Annotated in this window: 22 protein-coding genes and 1 tRNA gene; 17 read left to right on the top strand and 6 right to left on the bottom strand. The window is 60.8% G+C overall.

Going from position 1 to position 18,117, the window contains the following annotated elements; all coding sequences use genetic code 11:
- Positions 1-2: 2 nt before the first annotated feature.
- From urtC to ACW4DH_RS02165, 13 genes are all read left to right on the top strand, one after another.
- A complete protein-coding gene (gene urtC / locus ACW4DH_RS02225) occupies positions 3-1,142 on the top strand; it encodes an urea ABC transporter permease subunit UrtC (protein ID WP_459634713.1) in 1,140 nt (379 codons plus the stop codon).
- Positions 1,139-1,975, top strand: a complete 837-nt coding sequence (urtD, locus tag ACW4DH_RS02220; protein ID WP_459634712.1) for an urea ABC transporter ATP-binding protein UrtD — start codon at positions 1,139-1,141, stop codon at positions 1,973-1,975. The genes urtC and urtD overlap by 4 nt, the downstream gene beginning before the upstream one ends.
- Positions 1,975-2,673, top strand: a complete 699-nt coding sequence (gene urtE, locus ACW4DH_RS02215; RefSeq protein WP_459634711.1) for an urea ABC transporter ATP-binding subunit UrtE — start codon at positions 1,975-1,977, stop codon at positions 2,671-2,673. Before urtD ends, urtE begins: the two co-directional genes overlap by 1 nt.
- Entirely contained in the window at positions 2,670-3,572 is a 903-nt protein-coding gene (locus ACW4DH_RS02210; protein WP_459634710.1) for an urease accessory protein UreD, read from the top strand. The genes urtE and ACW4DH_RS02210 overlap by 4 nt, the downstream gene beginning before the upstream one ends.
- A 68-nt stretch (positions 3,573-3,640) precedes the next feature.
- Positions 3,641-3,943 (top strand): urease subunit gamma, encoded by a 303-nt coding sequence (ureA, locus tag ACW4DH_RS02205; RefSeq protein WP_459634709.1) that lies wholly within the window; start codon positions 3,641-3,643, stop codon positions 3,941-3,943.
- Positions 3,944-4,098: 155 nt separating this feature from the next.
- Positions 4,099-4,431, top strand: a complete 333-nt coding sequence (locus tag ACW4DH_RS02200) for an urease subunit beta (RefSeq protein WP_459634708.1) — start codon at positions 4,099-4,101, stop codon at positions 4,429-4,431.
- Positions 4,428-6,131, top strand: a complete 1,704-nt coding sequence (ureC, locus tag ACW4DH_RS02195) for an urease subunit alpha (RefSeq protein ID WP_459634707.1) — start codon at positions 4,428-4,430, stop codon at positions 6,129-6,131. The genes ACW4DH_RS02200 and ureC overlap by 4 nt, the downstream gene beginning before the upstream one ends.
- Before the next feature lie 11 nt (positions 6,132-6,142).
- Positions 6,143-6,643 (top strand): N-acetyltransferase family protein, encoded by a 501-nt coding sequence (locus tag ACW4DH_RS02190; RefSeq protein ID WP_459634706.1) that lies wholly within the window; start codon positions 6,143-6,145, stop codon positions 6,641-6,643.
- Between the two features lie 10 nt (positions 6,644-6,653).
- A complete protein-coding gene (gene ureE, locus ACW4DH_RS02185; protein ID WP_459634705.1) occupies positions 6,654-7,193 on the top strand; it encodes an urease accessory protein UreE in 540 nt (179 codons plus the stop codon).
- On the top strand, positions 7,183-7,887 hold the full coding sequence (locus tag ACW4DH_RS02180) for an urease accessory protein UreF (protein WP_459634704.1): 705 nt from the start codon (positions 7,183-7,185) through the stop codon (positions 7,885-7,887). The genes ureE and ACW4DH_RS02180 overlap by 11 nt, the downstream gene beginning before the upstream one ends.
- A 28-nt stretch (positions 7,888-7,915) precedes the next feature.
- A complete protein-coding gene (gene ureG, locus ACW4DH_RS02175) occupies positions 7,916-8,551 on the top strand; it encodes an urease accessory protein UreG (protein ID WP_459634703.1) in 636 nt (211 codons plus the stop codon).
- 37 nt (positions 8,552-8,588) lie between these two features.
- Positions 8,589-9,182, top strand: coding sequence for a HupE/UreJ family protein (locus tag ACW4DH_RS02170; RefSeq protein ID WP_459634702.1), 594 nt, complete (start codon positions 8,589-8,591; stop codon positions 9,180-9,182).
- Between the two features lie 386 nt (positions 9,183-9,568).
- On the top strand, positions 9,569-10,348 hold the full coding sequence (locus ACW4DH_RS02165; protein WP_459634701.1) for a hypothetical protein: 780 nt from the start codon (positions 9,569-9,571) through the stop codon (positions 10,346-10,348).
- 46 nt (positions 10,349-10,394) lie between these two features.
- Here the strand turns inward: ACW4DH_RS02165 and ACW4DH_RS02160 are convergent, their stop codons facing one another.
- The gene (locus ACW4DH_RS02160; protein ID WP_459634700.1) at positions 10,395-10,727 is read right to left on the bottom strand and encodes a hypothetical protein; all 333 of its coding nucleotides are present in this window, start codon (positions 10,725-10,727) and stop codon (positions 10,395-10,397) included.
- A gap of 232 nt (positions 10,728-10,959) precedes the next feature.
- On the opposite strand from ACW4DH_RS02160, the gene ACW4DH_RS02155 reads away from it, so the two are divergent.
- Complete coding sequence (locus tag ACW4DH_RS02155; protein ID WP_459634699.1) at positions 10,960-12,471, top strand: acetyl-CoA hydrolase/transferase family protein; 1,512 nt, start codon at positions 10,960-10,962, stop codon at positions 12,469-12,471.
- A 70-nt stretch (positions 12,472-12,541) separates the two neighbouring features.
- On the opposite strand, the gene ACW4DH_RS02150 is transcribed toward ACW4DH_RS02155, so the two are convergent.
- The 3 genes from ACW4DH_RS02150 to ACW4DH_RS02140 all read right to left on the bottom strand — a co-directional run bounded on the left by ACW4DH_RS02150 (position 12,542) and on the right by ACW4DH_RS02140 (position 13,510).
- Complete coding sequence (locus ACW4DH_RS02150; RefSeq protein ID WP_459634698.1) at positions 12,542-12,820, bottom strand: hypothetical protein; 279 nt, start codon at positions 12,818-12,820, stop codon at positions 12,542-12,544.
- A 43-nt stretch (positions 12,821-12,863) separates the two neighbouring features.
- Positions 12,864-13,139 carry a hypothetical protein gene (locus tag ACW4DH_RS02145; RefSeq protein WP_459634697.1) on the bottom strand — a complete coding sequence of 92 codons (276 nt, stop codon included), beginning with the start codon at positions 13,137-13,139 and terminating at the stop codon, positions 12,864-12,866.
- Positions 13,140-13,243: 104 nt separating this feature from the next.
- The gene (locus ACW4DH_RS02140) at positions 13,244-13,510 is read right to left on the bottom strand and encodes a hypothetical protein (RefSeq protein WP_459634696.1); all 267 of its coding nucleotides are present in this window, start codon (positions 13,508-13,510) and stop codon (positions 13,244-13,246) included.
- Positions 13,511-13,796: 286 nt separating this feature from the next.
- Between ACW4DH_RS02140 and ACW4DH_RS02135 the strand changes: the two genes are divergently transcribed.
- Positions 13,797-14,453, top strand: a complete 657-nt coding sequence (locus ACW4DH_RS02135; RefSeq protein WP_459634695.1) for an SOS response-associated peptidase — start codon at positions 13,797-13,799, stop codon at positions 14,451-14,453.
- A gap of 588 nt (positions 14,454-15,041) precedes the next feature.
- Here ACW4DH_RS02135 and ACW4DH_RS02130 read toward each other — a convergent pair.
- Together ACW4DH_RS02130 and ACW4DH_RS02125 are read right to left on the bottom strand one after the other, a co-directional pair.
- A complete protein-coding gene (locus ACW4DH_RS02130; RefSeq protein WP_459634694.1) occupies positions 15,042-15,185 on the bottom strand; it encodes a hypothetical protein in 144 nt (47 codons plus the stop codon).
- A gap of 742 nt (positions 15,186-15,927) precedes the next feature.
- Positions 15,928-16,012, bottom strand: a tRNA-Leu gene (locus ACW4DH_RS02125).
- Positions 16,013-16,200: 188 nt separating this feature from the next.
- Between ACW4DH_RS02125 and ACW4DH_RS02120 the strand changes: the two genes are divergently transcribed.
- Complete coding sequence (locus ACW4DH_RS02120) at positions 16,201-16,956, top strand: double zinc ribbon domain-containing protein (protein ID WP_459634693.1); 756 nt, start codon at positions 16,201-16,203, stop codon at positions 16,954-16,956.
- A gap of 95 nt (positions 16,957-17,051) precedes the next feature.
- The gene (locus ACW4DH_RS02115; RefSeq protein ID WP_459634692.1) at positions 17,052-18,047 is read left to right on the top strand and encodes a serine/threonine protein kinase; all 996 of its coding nucleotides are present in this window, start codon (positions 17,052-17,054) and stop codon (positions 18,045-18,047) included.
- Positions 18,048-18,117 lie beyond the last annotated feature (70 nt).

Here is an 18,117-nt window from a genome sequence, read left to right as displayed (position 1 = left end):
ACATGCATTGGTTGAAACAGCCCGCACTGGAGCGTTCCACGCAGATCTTTATCGGGGTGCTGATCGCGGCGTTGATCGTCGTCTGCGCCTGTAACCTGCTGCTTCCCACCGGGCATCCACTGCACGTCTCCACCTATACGGTGACGCTGCTGGGCAAGTATCTCTGCTACGCGCTGCTGGCCGTGGCGCTGGATCTGGTGTGGGGCTTCCTGGGCATCCTGAGTCTGGGCCACGGCGCCTTCTTTGCATTGGGCGGGTATGCCATGGGCATGTACCTGATGCGTCAGATCGGCGATCGCGGCGTGTATGGCGATCCGCTTTTGCCCGATTTCATGGTCTTTCTCAACTGGGATTCGCTGCCCTGGTACTGGCATGGCTTCGACATGGCCTGGTTCGCCTTTTTAATGGTATTGCTGGTGCCGGGCCTGCTGGCGCTGGTGTTCGGCTTCCTGGCCTTTCGTTCGCGGGTCACCGGGGTCTACCTGTCGATCATTACCCAGGCGCTGACCTTTGCATTGATGCTGGCGTTCTTTCGCAACGAGATGGGGTTCGGCGGCAACAACGGCCTGACCGACTTCAAGGAACTGCTGGGGTTCAGTCTGAGTCGCGATTCGACGCGCCTGGGGCTGTTCGTGGCCTCGGGTATCGCGCTGATGATCGGCTACTGGCTGTGCCGGGCCATCGTCGCCAGTAAGCTGGGGCGAGTCTGCGTGGCCTCACGCGATGCCGAGGCGCGGACGCGCTTTCTAGGCTATCGCGTCGAGCGTGTCCAGCTGTTCGTCTTCGTGATCTCGGCGATGCTTGCCGGTGTCGCCGGTGCGCTCTACGTGCCCCAGGTGGGCATCATCAATCCCGGTGAATTCTCGCCGCTATTGTCCATCGAGATCGTCGTCTGGGTCGCGCTGGGCGGGCGTGCCACGCTGTATGGCGCGGTTATCGGCGCGATATTGATCAACTACGCCAAGACGGTATTCACCGGCGTCATGCCCGATGCCTGGCTGTTCGCGCTCGGCGGGCTGTTCGTGGTGGTGACCGTACTGCTGCCCCAAGGGCTGGCCGGGTTGATGAAAGGGCGCCGGCGCAAGCCCGGCGAGACGCTTCCCGAGTCCACGTCTGAAACGCGCCAGGAGGCCACGGCATGAGTATTCTGCAATCCCTGGCCCAGCGCGACCGGGTCTTCGATTTCCTGGTGCCCAGCGAATCGCCGGTGGATGTCCGCCACGGGCCGATCCTGTATCTGGAGGACGTCAGCGTCAGCTTCGACGGCTTCAAGGCCATCAACAACCTCAATCTGACCATCGATGATGGTGAGCTGCGTTGCATCATCGGGCCCAACGGAGCCGGCAAGACCACCATGATGGATATCATTACCGGCAAGACCCGTCCCGATCGCGGCCAGGTCTGGTTCGGCAGCCGTCACAATTTGCTGCGCATGAGCGAGCCGCAGATCGCCACGCTGGGAATCGGGCGCAAGTTCCAGAAGCCCACGGTGTTCGAGGCATTATCCATATTCGAGAATCTCGAGTTGGCGATGAGCGCCGACAAGCGCGTCCTACCGACACTGATTGCGCGGCTTTCCGGGGAGGCGCGCGAGCGTATCGAAGAGGTGATGACACTGATCGGACTCGAGGCGGCCCGCCAGCGTCCCGCGGGGATTCTGTCGCACGGTCAGAAGCAATGGCTGGAGATCGGCATGCTGCTGATGCAGCGGCCCCGACTGCTGTTGGTCGACGAGCCGGTAGCGGGCATGACCGAGCAGGAAATGGAGCGTACCGGGGAATTGCTGACCGGTCTGGCCGGCAAGCAATCGGTGGTAGTGGTCGAGCACGACATGGGCTTCGTGCGCTCCATTGCCCGCAAGGTCACGGTGCTGCATCAGGGTAGCGTGCTCGCCGAGGGCAGCATGGATCAGGTCGCAAGCGATCCCCGCGTGGTGGAGGTCTATCTGGGCTCGGACGAGGGAGGGGAGGCCTGATGCTGCAGATCGACAAGCTCAACCAGTTTTACGGCGAAAGCCATACGCTGTGGGACCTGTCCCTCGACGTGGCCCGGGGCGAATGTACCTGCGTGATGGGGCGCAATGGCGTGGGCAAGACCACGCTGCTCAAGAGCGTGATGGGAGAAGTGCCGATCGAGAGCGGCTCGATTCATTACGCTGGCGAGACGGAGCTGACCCGCAAGCGCCTCGAGGACCGCTCGCGGCTGGGCATCGGCTACGTGCCGCAGGGGCGCCAGATATTTCCCATGCTCACCGTGGAGGAGAACCTGCGCACCGGGCTGGCGGCGCGCCGCGACAAACGGCGCAGCATCCCCGAGCGCATCTACGAGCTGTTTCCGGTGTTGAAGGAGATGCGTCAACGCCGCGGCGGCGATCTCTCCGGCGGCCAACAGCAGCAGCTCGCCATCGGCCGCGCATTGGTGATCGAGCCGCGGCTGTTGATTCTCGACGAGCCGGGAGAAGGCATTCAACCCAACATCGTCAGCGAGATCGGCGAGGTGATTCGCAAGCTCAACCGCGAGGATGGCATGACGGTGCTGCTGGCCGAGCAGAAGCTGCCCTTCGTGCGCAAGTTCGCCGATAGCTTCGTGATTCTCGATCGTGGACGGCCGGTGGCGCAGGGTACGGTCGCAGAGCTTTCCGACGCACTGATCAAACAGCATCTGACGGTATGAGTTGCTACGAAACAGCCTGGGAAGGTGCCGTGCGTGATGCCGACCACGGTCATCGCTTCGATGCCACGCGGCGCTGGGCGGCCAAGCTCGAGCTGGGCTTTCGCCGGGACATGCGCGGCGACAGCGATCGCACCCGGCTGGTACGCGCACGGCATCGCGGACCGTTGCGCGTGCAACGGCCGTTCTATCCCGAAGGCGGGGTTTGCCACGTCTATCTGCTGCATCCTCCCGGCGGGCTGGTCAGCGGCGACGAGTTGCGCATCGACGCTGCGGTAGAAACCGGGGCGCATGCGCTGCTGACCACGCCGGCCGCGGCCAAGCTCTACCGGGCCGATAGCCAGGGTGTGGCCTGGGGGCAGCATGTACGGCTCAATGTGGCCAGTGGTGGCTGCCTCGAATGGCTACCCCAGGAAACCCTGTGCTTCGACGGCTCGCGTGGGGTGCAGACCACCGAGATCGCGCTGGACGACGATGCCCGCTGCCTGGGCTGGGAAGTTCTCGCGCTGGGTCGGCCTGCCAGCCGCTTGCCGTTCGAAAGCGGACGGATCGAACAGCGCTTTTGCCTGAGCCGCGATGGCCGACCGTTGTGGCTGGAGCGTCAGCCGTTGGATCCTGCGCACCCGCGCTTTCGTGGACGCTGGGGACAGGGCGGGGCGACGGTACAGGCCACGTTGTGGGGTGTGGGGCTCGAGTCACCTTCTGCATGCATCGAAGCGCTGAGAGAGGCCTTGCCAGCCTCGCCGCGTTGGGCGGTGACGCTGCGCCACGACGTGCTGCTGTTGCGCTACCTCGGCGATTCCCGCAACGAGGCCTGGGACCTTTGCCAACGTGCCTGGGGCGTGCTGCGCCCTTCACTCTGCGGGCGTGATGCCTGCGTGCCGCGTATCTGGCTTACCTGAGCCCTTGGGTTTTTGAGTCTACCGACAACGCTAGTTTTCAACGGAACATAGAAGAAGGGACAACCGCCATGGAATTGACCCCCAGAGACAAGGACAAGCTGCTGCTATTCACCGCCGCGCTGCTTGCCGAACGCCGCAAGGCTCGCGGCCTCAAGCTCAACTACCCCGAGGCCGTGGCGCTGATCAGTGCCGAGATCATGGAGGGCGCCCGCGACGGCAGGAGCGTGGCCGAGTTGATGGGCTACGGGCGCGAAATCCTCACGCGTGACGAGGTGATGGAAGGCGTCCCGGAAATGGTCGACGAAGTTCAGGTCGAAGCGACGTTCCCAGATGGCACCAAGCTGGTCACGGTACATAGCCCAATAGTCTAAAACAGGCTGCACTCGGCCATGCTGTGTTGGCTTCGCGACAAAAAATGCTCATTTACTAGAGTAAACTCCGCTTTTTTGCCGCTCGCCGCCTTGCCTGGCCTTCGTTCGCTCAGTTTTAGCTGCTGAAACAGCCATAACGTAGAGGGAAGGTTCCAATGATTCCCGGTGAATACCAATTGAAGGATGGCGAGATCGAGCTCTGTGCGGGGCGCGAGCGTATCGCCGTTGAGGTTGCCAACACCGGCGACCGGCCGATCCAGATCGGCTCGCACTATCATTTTGCCGAGGCCAACCCGGCGCTGATCTTCGACCGCGACAAGGCGCGCGGCTATCGCCTCGACGTGGCGGCAGGCACGGCAATTCGCTTCGAGCCTGGCCAGAGCCGTGAGGTCACGCTGATTCCCTTTGTCGGCAAGCGGTATATCTATGGCTTTCGTGGCGACGTCATGGGCAGCCTCGACTCAGCGGACCAAGGAGGTCAGCCATGAAGATCACGCGCCAGGCCTATGCCGACATGTACGGCCCGACAGTGGGCGATCGCGTGCGGCTGGGCGACACCGAACTGTGGATCGAGGTCGAGAAGGACCACACCCACTACGGCGACGAAGTGAAGTTCGGCGGCGGCAAGGTTATCCGTGACGGCATGGGCCAGAGCCAGCGTCACGACGACACGGTGATGGACACCGTGATCACCAATGCCCTGATCCTCGACTGGTGGGGCATCGTCAAGGCCGACGTGGGTCTCCAGGGCGGGCGGATCAAAGCCATCGGCAAGGCCGGCAACCCCGACACCCAGCCGGACGTCGACATCGTCATCGGGCCCGGCACCGAGATCATTGCCGGCGAAGGCAAGATCCTCACCGCCGGCGGTATCGACGCGCATATTCATTTCATCTGCCCGCAGCAAGTAGAAGAGGCGCTGATGAGCGGCGTGACCACCATGCTCGGCGGTGGCACTGGTCCAGCTACCGGGTCCAACGCCACTACCTGCACGCCGGGCGCGTGGCACATCGGCAAGATGCTCCAGGCGGTGGACGCGCTACCGATGAACATCGGTCTGCTCGGCAAGGGCAATGCCAGCCTGCCCGAGGCGCTGGAAGCGCAAATCGAGGCCGGCGCCATGGGACTCAAGCTGCACGAGGACTGGGGCACCACTCCGGCATCCATCGACAACTGCCTGAGCGTGGCCGAGAAATTCGACGTACAGATCGCCATCCACACCGACACGCTCAATGAGTCGGGCTTTGTCGAGGACACCCTGGCGGCGTTCAAGGAGCGCGGCATCCATACCTACCACACCGAGGGTGCAGGCGGCGGCCACGCGCCGGACATCATCACCGCCTGTTCCAGGGACTACGTGCTGCCGTCGTCGACCAACCCCACGCGGCCCTACACGGTGAACACCATCGACGAGCATCTCGACATGCTGATGGTCTGCCACCACCTTGATCCCAACATTCCCGAGGACGTGGCCTTCGCCGACTCGCGCATCCGCCGCGAGACCATCGCCGCCGAAGACATTCTTCACGACCTGGGCGTGATCTCGATGATCGCCTCCGACTCCCAGGCCATGGGGCGCGTCGGTGAAGTGATCTGCCGCACGTGGCAGACCGCCCACAAGATGAAGGTGCAGCGCGGGCTGTTGCCGGAAGACGCCGAGCGCGGCGCCGACAATTTCCGCGCCCGGCGCTATATCGCCAAGTACACCATCAACCCGGCGATCACCCACGGCATCGCCCACGAGGTCGGCTCGGTGGAGGCCGGCAAGCTGGCTGACCTGACGCTGTGGAGCCCGGCGTTCTTCGGTGTCAAGCCGGCGCTGATCCTCAAGGGCGGCATGATCGCCGCCGCGCCCATGGGCGATCCCAACGCCTCGATACCTACGCCGCAGCCAGTGCATTATCGACCGATGTTCGGCGCTTTCGGCAAGGCGGCCAGTGCCACCCGGCTGAGCTTCGTCAGTCAGGCGGCGATCGATGCCGGCATCAAGGAGCGCCTGGGGCTGGCCAGCCGGCTTGCGGCGTGCAAGAACGTGCGCGGCGTGCGCAAGGGCGACATGAAGCTCAATGACGCCTGTCCGCAGCTCGAGGTCGACCCTCAGACCTACGAGGTGCGTTGTGACGGCGAACTGTTAACCTGCGAGCCGGCGACGGAATTGCCGTTGTCCCAGCGTTATCACCTGTTTTGAGTGAGTTCACTATGTTTCGGCGTGCACAATCCCACGAGCTGGCACGCATCGTGGAAATCTACAACCAGTCCATACCGGGGCGACTGGCCACGGCCGATCTGGTCCCGGTCACGGTCGAGGCGCGTCAGGCGTGGTTCGACGCCCATGATGACGCGCACCCGCTATGGGTGCTTGAGGTGGAGGGGCAGATTGCCGGGTGGGCGAGCCTGCGTCCTTTCTATGGCAGGGCCGCCTATGCCGCGACCAACGAGGCGAGTATCTACATCGCCGAGGGCCAACAGGGACGGGGATACGGCAAGTATCTTCTCGAGCAACTGATCGTCGCTGCCACCGAACTCGAGCGCCAGACACTGCTGGCATTCATCTTCGCACACAATACTCCGAGCCTGGCCCTGTTCCAGCGTTGCGGATTCGAGCGTTGGGGGCTGCTGCCGGAGGTGGCGGACCTCGACGGTCAGCCGACCTCTCTTGCCATCCTGGGGCGGCGCCTCGCGCCTCGCCGTGAAGAATGAAGGAACCGTTATGCTGAGATTGATTGAACGCCTGGGGCCGGTCGCGGCGGAACAGGCCGGCGATAGCGTGACGCTGCCGTTCGAGCTGCGTTGCCGCGGCCGCCTCAAGGCGGTGAGCGACGCCGGGCATGAGCTGGGCCTGTTTCTCGACCGGGGCCCGGTGCTACGCGATGGCGAGGGGCTGCGTGCCGAGAGCGGTGAGGTGATCCGGGTCAAGGCGGCCGACGAGCCGGTGGTCACCGCGCGCATCGAAGGCGCACTGGCGCTGGCGCGGCTGTGCTATCACCTCGGTAACCGGCATGTCTCGCTGGCCATTGGCGGTGACGAACACTCTTCACCAGGGCAGGGCTGGGTGCGTTTTCCGCCGGATCACGTATTGGAGGAACTGGCCGAACGCCTGGGGGCGACGCTCGAGCATCACCAGGCACCGTTCGATCCCGAGCCGGGCGCTTACTCCCAGGGCGAAGGCCACAGCCACGGGCATGCTCACGGACACGGCCATTCACATGGCCACCACCGCCATGACCACGAGCATGGCCATGCCCACTGAACCTACGCCGCAGGGCCAGGCCGGCAGCGACGACTTGGCCCTGCTGGGGCTGCTGCAACTGGTCAGCCCGGCATTGCCGATCGGTGCCTTTGCCTGGTCGCAGGGGCTGGAAAGTGCCTTCGAGCTGGGCTGGGTGAGCGACGAGGTCACCCTCGGCGAGTGGCTGGAAGGCGTGCTCGAGGATGGCCTGACCCGCTGCGACCTGCCGGTGCTGTCGCGTCTGTACTCAGCCTGGCAGGCCAGCGACGACGCGGCTCTCATGGAGTGGAACGACTGGTTGCAGGCCAATCGCGAAACCGCCGAGCTGGCCGCCGAGGACTTCCGCCTCGGCGAGGCCATGGTGCGCCTGTTGCGTTCGCTGGATCAGTTGCCGACCTCGCCGGCGCTGCCGTCCCAGCCAACCTACGCCGTGATGTTCGCGCTTGCCAGTCAGCAGCGTGGTATCCCGGTCCGTGACAGCCTGCTCGGGTTTGCCTGGGCCTGGCTGGAAAACCAACTGGCGGTGGCCTGCAAGGCGCTGCCGCTGGGGCAGACGGCGGCCCAGCGCCTGATCGAGCGCTTGCGGCCGCAATTGGTGACGGCTGTCGATACGGCCCTGGCGCTGGATGACGATGAGCTCGGTCCGGCACTGCCGGGGCTGGCCTTGGCCAGCGCACATCATGAAACCCAATATTCGCGTCTATTTCGTAGCTGAGCGGTCATTAAACAAAGGAGTAAACACCATGAATCATTGTCTGCGCATCGGGGTCGGTGGCCCTGTCGGCTCCGGCAAGACGGCATTGCTCAAGCAGCTCTGCCTGGCCCTACGCGATCACTACGATATCGCCGTGGTCACCAATGATATCTATACCCGCGAGGATGCCGATTTCCTGCTCAAGCATGATGCGTTGGCCGCTGATCGTATCCTGGGCGTCGAGACCGGTGGTTGCCCGCATACGGCGATTCGCGAGGACGCCTCGATGAACCTGGCCGCCATCGACGACTTGCATAGCCGGCACCCCAATCTGGAACTGGTCCTGGTGGAATCCGGCGGCGACAATCTGTCGGCGACCTTCAGCCCCGAGCTGTCCGACCTGACCCTGTATGTCATCGATGTGTCCGCCGGGGACAAGATCCCGCGCAAGGGCGGACCGGGCATCACCAAGTCGGATCTGCTGATCATCAACAAGATCGACATCGCCGAGTACGTGCACGCCTCGCTGGAGGTCATGGACCGCGATGCGCGCAAGATGCGCGGCGAACGACCGTTCGTGTTCACCAATCTGCATGACGGGGTGGGGCTGGAGACCATTATCCGCTTCATTCTCGATCGCGGCATGCTGCCCGAACGGCGCCCCGAGGCGCTGGCCGCTTCCTGAACCGATACTTTACTTTCACTGCCCTGAGGAGAACTTCATGTCAGGTAACGCCACTCGTTACGCTCTCGCCCTGGCGCCCGTACTGGTGCTGACGGCCGCGACCGCCTTCGGCCACCCCGGCCACGATGGTGCCGGTCACGGTGGCTTCATGGCCGGTCTGTCGCATCCGTTGCTGGGGGTGGATCACTTGCTCGCCATGCTGGCCGTCGGCTTGTGGAGCGCGCGTCAAGCCGGCGTGCAGCGGCGTTTCATGCCATTGCTGGTACTGAGCGGAATGTGGCTGGGTGCCGCACTGGCCTGGGGCGGGCTGGCACTGCCGGGTGTCGAGACCGGGATTGCCATGTCCGTGTTGCTGGCCGGGGTGCTCATCGCCACGTTGACCCGGCTGCCTAATGGCTTGGGGGGCATCCTGGTCGTGGGCTTCATGCTGTTCCACGGCTATGCGCATGGCAGCGAGTTGCCGCATAGCGCGTCGCTCGTGACCTATCTGCTGGGCTTTTCGCTGTCGACGCTGGCCATCACCTGGGGCGGCAAGGCGCTGGGAGGCTGGCTGATGAACCGTGAAGCGCGCTGGAGTCGCCTGCTGGGTGCCGCTATCGCCGTCCTTGGCGGGGTCTTCACGCTGAGTTGAGTCTTGACGACGTGCTGCCCCTCGATGAAGGTTTTTGCGTCTCGATGCGTTTGCAACATCAGGCAGGGGCTACTAAGGTTGGAGACGTGCGGTAAGCAGCGGCCAGGCAGGGCCGCCAGTATAGGAAGTGCGCGATCAGGAAGATCGAGTATAGGGAAGGAGGCATGCAAGGCAGGATGCCACGATAGCCAGGATCCTTTTACATCTTACCCATTGCGGAGCGCCAAGCTCCAAGGCCCAGCATCCCCTGCTGGGCATTTTTTTGTTCGTGTCATTTGTCCCATGGCATGGGTTACCATCGAAACGGTACGCGTCGAGCGCCATCCGCCGCCTGGTTCGCCAAGCGGCATCGCTTCATTTCGCACGTTCTTCAGGCATGTCTAATCATGGATTCGAGAAACTTTGTCTACGTTCCCCGCTGGGTCAAGACCATTGCGCTGTTGGTACTGGTTCTGGCGCTGTTCATCTCGCTGCTGGTCAGCTATCAATACATCGGCAGAGGGAACAAGGAGGACTGGATCCTGGCGGGGTTATCATTAGGGCAAATTGCCGCCTCGGGCATCGTGATTTCATTAGTGGTGTTCTTCTCGGAAAAGGACGTGAACTCCACGGGGCTACAGAAACGCTCGGAGGCCTTCTTCTACAAGACCTTTCCCCGCGCCTGTTCCCTGATCGACTATCCTCGCGCCGATTTCGAGCCATGGAAGGAGAAGTCTGTCAATGACGCCTCCCTCAAGTCCGTCCCCCGGCGCTCGAATACGCAGATTCGCATCATGCACAATCCCGGTGAGATCGATGCGTATTACGAGATTGCCGCTTTCGCGACCAAAATGGTGATAAGGATCCAGGTGAACATTGGCGAAGTGGTGATCAGCTACTATATCCCGGCCAAAAATGAGCAGGAGAAAGACATTATCCAGCATAAGCTGGCATGGGCTTTCTCACGCTATACGCAAGTCAGCGGCTATGTCGCGGGTGACTGGTATTTCAGCCAAGAGAGCTTCGACGCTAACCATTATGCCTCGCTGCATCTGACTCAGAATTTCGGCCCTGATTTCCTTGAGGACGAACGCAAGAAACTGTTCGTGGCCAACGATATTGCCGCCAGTACGCGCGGCATCATGAAAGAGTGCGTGCAGAAGGGCGTCAGGATTTCTTACACTTAACCCGATATATCAATGGGCGGCTGGGCCGCCCATTGATATGGATCGATCACTCTTCGCGCATATTGTTGCGAAAGCGCTCGAACTCCTGTGGATCAATCATGCTGTCTTTATTCTCATCAATGCTGTTGTAATCCTTGTAAGTGTTGTAGAGAGCGTTTTCGCCTTGTCCGCCGGTATCGCCGACTTGGCCGTCCTGAACGTCGGTGTTCGTCTCGGCGATACCGCCGTCCCACTCCTCGCGGCTGATGTCGCCGGAGTCATCGGTATCCCAGAAGCCAAAGTCGTCGTTGGAATTGCCCTGCTGCGCATAGGCGCCCGTCATGCCGGTAAGTAACGTCACCAGCGCCACGGCGCCCATGATCTTGGATCGACGTTGCATGCCATTTCCTCCCTGAGATCGAAAGCATCTTTCCTACTGTAGGAACTCTTCGAGCGATCAGACAAGCGCAGCGCACGACGCGACAGGACAGAACCGATGTTGGCTGCTGCTGCGAATGCGATTATCGTTGTCTATGAGAGACTAAAGTTCTATGGGGCAATGTTCATGAAATTGTCACTATGCCGGCAGTCATGCCATAGGCGACTAAGGTCGTAATCACAAAGGGGTGGGTATGAAGGAATTGGCTGAACAGCGCTGCCGCCTGGCCGGCTGGCGCGATCGTGTGATGTCGGCTGAAGAGGCGGCGGCATTGATTGAGGATGGCATGACCATCGGCATGAGTGGCTTCACTCGCGCCGGCGAAGCCAAGGACGTACCGCTGGCACTGGCGCACCGGGCCAGGCAGGATCCGCTGAAGATATCGCTGATGACAGGCGCCTCGCTGGGCAACGACATCGACAAGCATCTGACCGAAGCGCATGTCCTGGCACGACGCATGCCGTTTCAGGTCGACGCGACCCTGCGCCGTGCCATCAACAATGGCGAGGTCATGTTCATCGACCAGCATCTCTCCGAAACGGTGGAACTGCTGCGCAACAAGCAGCTCGGCAAGCTGGACCTCGCCATCATCGAGGCATGCGCGATCACCGAAGATGGCGGCATCGTGCCCACCGCCTCCGTCGGCAACTCGGCAAGCTTCGCCATTCTGGCAGACAAGGTCATCATCGAGCTGAACCTTTCGGCATCCGAGGCCCTGATCGGACTGCACGACATCTACATTCCGCAGATGCGTCCCAGCCGCCAGCCCATTCCGGTCACCGCACCCGACACTCGTATCGGCACGCATTACATTCCCATCGATCCGAGCAAGATCGCGGCGATCGTACTGACCGAAGGGGAGGACAGCCCGTCGAACGTGCAGCAGCCCAATGAGGATACCCAGCAGATAGCACGCCATCTGATCCGCTTCTTCGAGCACGAAGTCGAGGTCGGACGCTTGACGCCTTCGCTGCTACCGTTGCAGGCGGGCATCGGCACCATGGCCAACGCGGTCATGAATGGGTTGATCGAGGGGCCTTTCGAGAACCTGACCATGTACTCCGAGGTCCTTCAGGACAGTACCTTCAATCTGCTCGACAGCGGCAAGATGGTATTTGCCTCGGGGAGTTCGATCACCCTTTCCGAGGAGTGCGGCAAACGTGTGTGGAGCAACCTCGAACATTATCGTGACCGTATCGTGTTGCGTCCCCAGGAGCTTTCGAATCACCCCGGCATCGTCCGTCGTCTAGGCATCATCGCCGTCAATACGGCGCTGGAGGTGGATATCTACGGCAATGTCAATTCCACCCACGTCAATGGCACTCACATGATGAATGGCATTGGTGGCTCGGGGGATTTTGCCCGTAACGGTCAGCTGTCGGTGTTCATTACCAAATCGACGGCAAAGGATGGCGAGCTGTCGAGCTTCGTACCGTTCGTCAGCCACGTCGACCACAACGAACATGACGTGGATATTCTGGTATCCGAGCATGGATTGGCAGATCTGCGTGGCCTGGCGCCGCGGGAGCGAGCCGTTGCCATCATCGATAATTGTGCCGATCCCTTCTATCGTCCTGCCTTGCGTGCGTATTTCGAAGCCGCCTGTCAGCGCGGTGGCCAAACACCTCACTGTCTCGAGAAGGCCTTCTCCTGGCACCAAGCTGCACAGCAGCACGGCTCGATGCGCTCGGTTGCCGAAGTGTAACCATTACACGCAGGGCTGACATTCGCGAGAATTCAGCCCGCGTGGCGCTCTGCGGCTGACAATATTCGGTTTACCCGGGCGGAGGATTGCCCAATGGCGGTTCCTCGGCAGGGGGCTCTTCTACGGGCGGTTCCTGATCGGGGGGCTCCTGAGGCGGTGGCGGCTCTTCCAGAGGCGGTTCCTCGTCGGGAGGCTCCTCAATCGGTGGCGGCTCTTCGATGGGGGGTTCCTGAGGCGGCGGGTCCCGAGGCGGAGGCACCTCACCCGGCGGGCCGGGCGGTGGAGCCTCCTGAAGTTGGGGAGATTCACGTAGCGGCGGAGTGCCGTGTGCCGGTGGCTGCACTGTCATGATGTTCTCCAAGTATGATGTCCCATTGTGAAGCATGGACAGGTTAGAAGAGGGGCGTGTAGGTGACGCCATCCTTTTCCAGTTCCCTGACGTAGATGAACTGTATCTCGACGCCGTTGATGTCATAGGGCACATCTGGCTGATGGCTGTCGTCTTCGTCAGACACATCCGCTGCCTTGAAGATGATACCGACGCCGGAGGTGCCAGCGACGTGGCCGGTGTAAGTGGCGCCGTCGTAGTCAACGGTGACGCGCTCACCTCCGCGGCAGCCTTTCAACAGTTCGGTCATTCTTTCCTGGCTGACGCTCTCTGCTGACATGGTGCGCTCCTGTATTGGCGACAAGGGGCAAGGCATAAGGAATCTTCACAAAAAGGTAGCGAACATTAAGCATTCGCAACAGCAAGACGCGGTGGCAGTCGCGTTCAGCTATCCCGCCGCAGCATCTCTTGGCGAATTACGCAGTGATAGGCATGTTCGGCGAGCTCACGATCCAGCCCGACGCCGCTGTAGCGAGCCACAGCCTGATCGATTGCTTCATCCGCATCTGTCTCAGTGCCGAACTGAGCAAGCCGGGCGATTTCCGCGCCTATGGCATGAAGCGCGCCGTTTTCCGCCTCGGCATTGCCCTGATGCATTGAAGAGCGCCGGGTAGCCTTGCGGGCGAGGTCGATGGCTTCCTTTGTGATCATTGTACCGCTCCTGAATCATGCTGCTTCCTGCAACGTTGCTTTCTCAGACTGTAGTTGCTGCCGGGAAGATCAACAAAACGCTGAAAAAGGGCTTCGCGTCAGGATAGGAAATTAACAAGCACTTTGGCCACTAGTGCACCCACTCCATCCCTTCGCGCCTCATCCGCTGTTCCGTTTTTTCCCTCCATGCTTGTGATAGCGCGTTGTGATAGATGTCAGTGAATCCTGCTTGCCGAGCAACCCAATACCCCCCACGCTTGAAGTGTTTTTTCGGGGAGAGACCTTCATGTGCGGCCGGTTCGCGCTTTACAGCAGCGACTCCCAGCTTGCCGCCAAGCTGGGTATTCCCATGGTCGAGCGCAAGCTGACACGGCGCTACAACGTGCCGCCGGGAACTTGGATTAGCGTCATACGCCGAGATTCGGATGATGAACCGGCGACACTCGATGAGATGTGGTGGGGATACCGGCCGAAATGGGCGAAAGGTAAGGCGAGTCAGCCAATCAATGCCCGTGCCGAGACGGTCGCCTCGTCTGGCTATTTCAAGTCGGCATTCCAGAAACACCGTTGCCTGATTCCCGCTGATGGCTGGTACGAATGGGACAAGAGTACGACACCCAAGCAGCCGCATTTTCTATGCCGTATGGATCGCGAGCCGATTTTCCTGGCCGGTATCTGGGCCGAACGTGAGGACGGTGGTGTCGGGTGCGCGATTCTCACCGAGCCGGCGCGAGGGACGGCTCGCGACATACACGATCGCATGCCGTTGATTCTGGACGATGAAAGCCTGGCGTTATGGCTTGACACCGGCCTTACCGACCGCGAAACGTTGCGTAACGTAGTGCATCATCTCGATGCCGAGCTGATCACCCACTGGCCGGTCAGTACGCAGGTGAACCGCCCGAGCGGAGAGGGCGATGAGACGTTGATCAATCCCTTGTAGGACACCGTTCATTAGGTCTTGTCTGAAAAATCGACGAGCGAAGCCCAGACAAGACAAAAATCGGCGAAAGAACGGACTGGGCTCGCACGCGCGTTTACGCGGTGTAAATGAGTACCTTGAGCAGGGTCGATGGCAGGCGAGAAGCATTTACCGTCAGCCAGGGTCGACAGATTCCTCTAGCGCAGGTATCTCATGGGCGAACGAAGCGACAGTGATGATAAGCATAAAAAAGCCCGCATTAAGGCGGGCAAGGGATTGGTAATGAAACCGTGTGTTACGAGGCGCATCTTAACGCTTTCCTGAATGTTCAATCGCTGAATAAGGCCCTGTTTAAGCCGACTAAGCTATTGATTGAGCGAGGAGATGGTATGTGCATTACCCTCATCTTCTCTTCGCCATGAGAGGCTGCCGCTGATGCCCGTTGACCTGAGCACCGTAAATATCTGAAAGCTGACCACGGCCCATTGAGACGAGTGATGCCAAGAGGCTCTAGACGAGACAAAAACGGATGAGGCCCGGCCATCGCAGGCCAAGCCTCATACAACCATATACTGCCTAAGGTCGGAGTCGACGGGGTCTGGTCATGATTCAGGGATTATGATTGCCGGGATTATTGTTATCTCCGGGGCCTTTGCGTTTGTTCCAGAACTTTTGCGCGGTACGCTTGGCCTTCTGCCGGTTTTCAGGCTTTCTTAGCCAATTGGCCACTGCCATTCCAATAGCACGTTTCATACTTACCTCCTTGTCACTGGCGATACCCTCTAAACATGGGGGCTATCGGCACGTGAGTCAACGTGGGCGGGTTTGCCTGCCCTGCACGCATCATGCGAGGCTGTATGGCATAGCCAACCTTCCCTAGGCGGCGTTGCTTCACTTCGAGATTAGGCCATCATGTGCTAATCGCCAAACAAATAGCCGTCTTGAGCGGTTTTTTTGTGCTTGGCGACGGGTGAACAGAATCATCTATTTGTTGATTGGCTATCTATTTGTTGATTAGCTAAAAAGATGCTCGCGATTTAGTTACATTGCAACTACCTGGGTTAGCGCACTGCAGTTCTTTTACGGGCACTATGAGCCTCATCGGCAGGAAGCCTGAGCAAGGAAGAACGAGCACACGGACGGCTCAAGAATCAAGGATGCGCGGGCAGGATGCTCATGGTAAGCAGCAAGGAAGTAGCGATCAAAGCCCGGCCCCAGCGGCCGGGCTTTTTTATTTCTGGGGGCGGCTATGTTCTGGCTTTTGCAGGATTCCAACGCAGGATCACGCTGCCGTCCTCATGCGAAATCATCGTTAACTCTTCGGCTGTCTCGAACGCCTCGAGGGGACGTGCCTGACCGAGAAACGCCCCGCTGAGTCGCGAGGCGTAGCGAGAATTCAGTCGGAAAAAGCTGGCCATGTGAGCCGAAAACAGACGATATAGGGCGGGCTTTCGGTCATTCGCCATTTATAAGCAGTTGTCTATAAAGGCTTTTATGGTGCGGATGGGGAGACTCGAACTCCCACGCCGTGAGGCACTAGAACCTAAATCTAGCGTGTCTACCAATTCCACCACATCCGCAGTCGTGTTGCGACGCGCATATTCTACCCATGCCCTCAGTGAAGTCAATGGCATTGCCGTGCGGCATGAGGCCACAGGCAGATGCAGGCAACGCATGAGAGCGGCGAGGCGACTCTCTGGTAGAGTAAGTAGTACCTGTTGTGATTTCGTATCGGATGGCCGTGGCGGTTCCATGGCGGAGAAAACCTATGCTGGATATCTGGGGGACGATGGGGCAATTGAAGTGGCCCCCCAGGGGGGCGCTGGGACAGCTCAATCGGGCACTGCAGATCGCGCTTCCGGGGCACTGCTGTTTCTGTCTCGGCGAGACGCAGGACAGCCTACCCTGGTGCGAGGCATGCTTCGACGAATTGCCATGGAATCGACATCCCTGCACACGCTGTGCCGAGCCACTGCCGGCGGCGGCCGGGGCGTTATGCGGTAGATGCTTGAGACAGCCGCCGCCGTTCGATACCACTTTTGCGCCCCTGCGCTACGAGGGGCACGTTGCGGCATTGACGCATCGCTTCAAGTTCGCCGCCCAGCCGCGTGCCGGCGAGATCATGGCGCGACTGTTTACGCAGGCCTGGCGGGAGCGGGGCCTCGAGGCGCTCCCCGAGGCGCTGATTGCAGTGCCGCTGCATACAGGGCGAGCTCGCGAACGGGGCTTCGATCAGACCCGCTGGTTGGCACAGCGGATAGGCGCGGCACTGAATGTTCCGCTTATCGCCGCGCAACGCATGCGTCTGACCGACCCCCAGCGGGGGTTAAGCCGTCGTGAGCGACAGCGTAATTTGCGTGATGCCTTCGTGTTGAGGTCGCCGCTGCCGGCGCATGTGGTACTGCTGGATGACGTCATGACCACTGGCGCGACATTAGGGGCATTGGCCAAGGCTTGCCGCAGTGCCGGGGCAGGGCATATCGAAGCCTGGGCGATTGCGCGGACACCGGCATTGCACCGATAAAGCGCAAAGAATCCGTCAGGCAGGCCGCGTATCGCATCCGGCTAGCGTAAACTCTGCGGGTCGCTAGCAGACCGTAGAACATCAACAGGACACTCATGGCATTGACACCGCATCCATTCGAAGATCTGTCGCCGGCCCGTATCGTGGCGGCAATCGAGTCTCTGGGGTTCTGGCTACCGGGCGAACCTTTCGCCCTGAACAGTTACGAAAACCGAGTCTTTTATCTGCATGACGATGAGCAGCGGCGCTGGGTGGCCAAGTTTTATCGCCCAGAGCGCTGGAGTGACATGCAGATTCGTGAGGAGCATTCCTTTCTGGCGGAGCTGGACGGCGCCGGCGTGCCGGTTTCGTCGCCCTGGCGCGATGCTCAAGGCGAAAGCCTGCACCAGGCTTTCGGGTTTCGTTTTGCGCTGTTTCCCCATGTCAGCGGCCAGGCTCCCGAACTCGAAAATCCGGCGCATCTCTTTGCGCTCGGGGAGGTCATCGGCAGGATGCACGCCGTCGCCCAGCAACGCGCTTTCTCCCACCGCATCGTGTTGGACCCGCGGACGCTGGCCGAGCAGAGCCGGGAGCGGATACTGGCGGGCTCGTGGCTCAACCGTCGACAGCGGCAGGCCTACGAACGCATCAGTGGATCGCTGCAGACATTACTGATGCACCACACCTGGCCGGAAACGGCCTTGCAGCGCGTGCACGGTGACTGCCATCTGGGCAACATGTTGGGGCGTGAGGACAGTTTTACCCTGGTGGACTTCGACGATTGCTGTACGGCACCCGCCGTGCAGGATCTATGGATGCTGCTGACGGCCCAGGATGCTCAGGAGGCGCAGATGCAGCTGTCGGAAGTTATCGAAGGGTATGAACAATACTGCGATTTCGATCGCCGCCAACTACAGTGGATCGAAGCGCTGCGCACGTTGCGGCTGATGCGCCATAGCGCCTGGCTGATCCACCGTTGGGAAGATCCCGCCTTTCCCCGGGCTTTTCCGTGGGTGGCCAGCGAGGACTACTGGGATCAGCATATCCGCACACTGGAACAGCAACGCTCAGCGCTTGAGGAGCCACGCTGGCTGGCGGATTCCGGTGTGTGAGATAGATGTTTTCAAGAAGGGGGAGGCGCGTTGCCCTTCACAGGGAGAGTCGATGCGAAGGGCATGCCGA

This window comes from Halomonas sp. WWR20 (assembly GCF_054602495.1).
This window is presented reverse-complemented; position numbering and strand designations above follow the sequence as displayed.